The sequence below is a fragment of the Deltaproteobacteria bacterium genome (genome assembly GCA_030654105.1).
GTDB lineage: Bacteria > Desulfobacterota > SM23-61 > SM23-61 > SM23-61 > JAHJQK01.
In genome coordinates, this window is record JAURYC010000013.1 from 1 (window position 1) to 2,731 (window position 2,731).

Annotated in this window: 2 protein-coding genes; one reads left to right on the forward strand and one right to left on the reverse strand. The window is 45.7% G+C overall.

Annotation, left to right across the window (positions count from 1 at the left end):
• Window positions 1-361: 361 nt before the first annotated feature.
• Window positions 362-1,102, forward strand: coding sequence for a lysophospholipid acyltransferase family protein (locus Q7V48_00455; protein MDO9209215.1), 741 nt, complete (start codon window positions 362-364; stop codon window positions 1,100-1,102).
• A gap of 972 nt (window positions 1,103-2,074) precedes the next feature.
• Here Q7V48_00455 and Q7V48_00460 read toward each other — a convergent pair.
• On the reverse strand, window positions 2,075-2,731 hold a 657-nt coding region (locus Q7V48_00460; GenBank protein ID MDO9209216.1), incomplete at its 5' end, for a transposase.

Genomic DNA, 2,731 nt, shown 5'->3' on the forward strand with positions numbered 1-2,731 from the left:
CAAGGCAAGATGAAAATAATTACAGCGCAAGCTATAAAGTGCGAGAGTATTTTCTTTTCTACAGGCAACGTACCCTCTTACGGGTCTTCGAATATAGTTAATTAAATCTTTATGTTTTTGCAAAACTAACCCCTATCAAAATCTCCTCGGTGTTTCCACGGAAACTACAAAAAATTATCATTTTTGTCAAGCAGGAGTTAAATTACACTACATCAATTTGATCTATTTGAAACCATTGCCCTCTTTGGCGGAGTGTGGTATAAAATACACTTCTGGCTGAACCCCCCTTAGGTTGCCATTTTTCTTTAAAGGTTTACGCCTGGTAAAATCCCAAATTCGTAATTGAGAGAGGGAAGATATTATGCTCATAGGTGCAATGATGGTTTTATGGGCCGCCGTGACCACAAGCGTTTATACTTTGTTTCTTGGTCCCCCGGTCATATTGACTGACTTTTTCAGCAAAACAGGGAAGGTCCCGTACCAAATCGGAAGGTTTTGGGCTGGGCTGGTCATGAGAACGAACCGGGTAGGGATCCGGGTTGTGGGCCTGGAGAGGATCGAAAAGCGGCGCTCTTATGTATTTATCTCCAACCATGCCAGCAATCTGGATCCGCTGGCTGTAGCCTGGATGCTGTCCCACACTTTGCGGTTTGTAGGAAAAAAATCCCTGGAAAAAATTCCCTTGTTTGGTTGGGCTGCACGACGGGCGCGGGTCATATTCATCGACCGGAGCGACGGCCCCAAGGCCATCGCCAGAATCAATAAAGCAATTCAGGAACTCAAAGATGGTATCAGCGCCTGTTTCTTTGCCGAAGGAACCAGGAACCTCGGCGGGAAACTTAACCCTTTCAAGAAAGGTGGAGTCGTCCTTGCCCTCAAGGCTAAGCTTCCCATTGTGCCCATTACCATCCTGGATAGCTATAAACTTTTTCCCAAAAAGGCGCTGCGCATAAAGCCGGGCGTGCTGAACATCATCGTGGGGGAGCCGATCGAAACTTCCTCCTATAATGAGCAGGACAAAGATGTTGTCTTAGAGAAAGTGAGATCCACCATTTATCAAAACTTGCAGCATTATGACGTTATTGGTTGCGGCCAAGGATAATGGTAAAAGCCGCCAGGAAAGTAAACCCTCAGTCTGCGAGTCATCGACGTTTTGTAGCACATCAATAAATAAATTAGTCAAAACTTTATTATGATTGCCTGCCCCCATTTTCTCTCCTGATGTTAAACCTAAATAAAGCTTGACTTTAATTTAAGTTAAACTTATGAGCCTCTTGCAAGAGGCTCATAGGGATAGTGTCTTTTATTGGCGGACGAAAGATAAGAAGGAAATCGACTTTATCCTCAAAATGAAAGATTCCCTGATACCCATTGAGGTGAAGCTCAATTACGAGCAGTTTAATCCAACGGCCATCAGATACTTCAATGAGCATTACGGTATAGACAATTACAGGGTAGTGGGCCTAAACGGCAGGGATTCGGGGTCAGGTCTTTACTCTTGCTGTGTCGCTCCCCGCGCGGGAGCGTGGGGGCCTGGGATTAAATCTTTATCCTTAACAACAAACCGCCAAACCGGAAATGACACCTATTTTTGTTATCTAAAAATCAGAAGCCCCCAACGGTGAAGGCAGAGCACCGTTAGAAGCTTCATAGCAGCACCTTCTGGAATACCCATGAGGGGAAAGGGAACGCTGCTTAAAGTCTTAAAGATTGTGATTCTGCTTATCTCTGGGCTTAATGGATTCCTACAATGCCAAGTCGGGGTTAGGGGACATCCTATATTCCTCCTGTCAAGAGAAAAATTAAGTTTTTAAAAAATCAGGAGTTACAATGCAAGCCGCATTTGGGCCACACGTATCCATGAAGCTTTTTAAAAAGCTTTTTTCATTCGACGAATCTCTCACTTCGACGAACTCTATATCTAATCGTTACTTTTATCCGGTATGCCCAAGAGGGCTATCCATCATCCCTAATCCAGATTAAAGAGTTCAGTGAGAGGCCCAGGATTGTCCCCCACGAGGTCATTTGCCTCAACGTAGCTGCTCGGGCTCTCTCGTCGAATCTCAATGCTCTCTTATTCGATGTTTAAATAATCCGGATTAAAAGGCTCCTTTTTCTTCATCAACGTCCAGGCAATGATCAGAAGCTTGGCCGACAACTTCACCCGCATCTTGGTCTTGATCCCAGGCTCTCTTTCTCGGCCCCGGAGCTTATGAGTGTAATAAACGATAAAGTCCTGATTCTTGGTCGAAGCAATGAAAGCCGCCTGATACAAGGCATAACGAAGATCCGCTTTTCCTTTTTTGGAAATGACCGGAATCGCACTCTGGGAAGTTTTTCCACTACGTTCCGCACTGAGGTCTAAGCCAGCCATCTTCAAAACCTGTTTTCCACTCTGAAAACGAAATGGATCTCCCACCGCCCCTAAAACCTTGGCAGAAATATCCGGACCAAAACCCGGAATACTCAGCAGAAATTCATACTCGGGAAACTGGGAACAGATTTCGTAAATCTTCTCCTCAATGTCCTGGATACCCTTCCGGATCTGCTTCAGCCCCTCGACCATCACTTGTACCTCAAATGCAACCGTCGGCCCAACCTCACAGCCTACCGAATCGACAGCCATCTTCCAAATGGCCTGCAACCGATTCTCTTGCGACAAGCGCCTCTGGCCCGAGGACACCATCTCCACAAATTTTGGGTATTCCAAACCGGCAATCACGGAAGGATC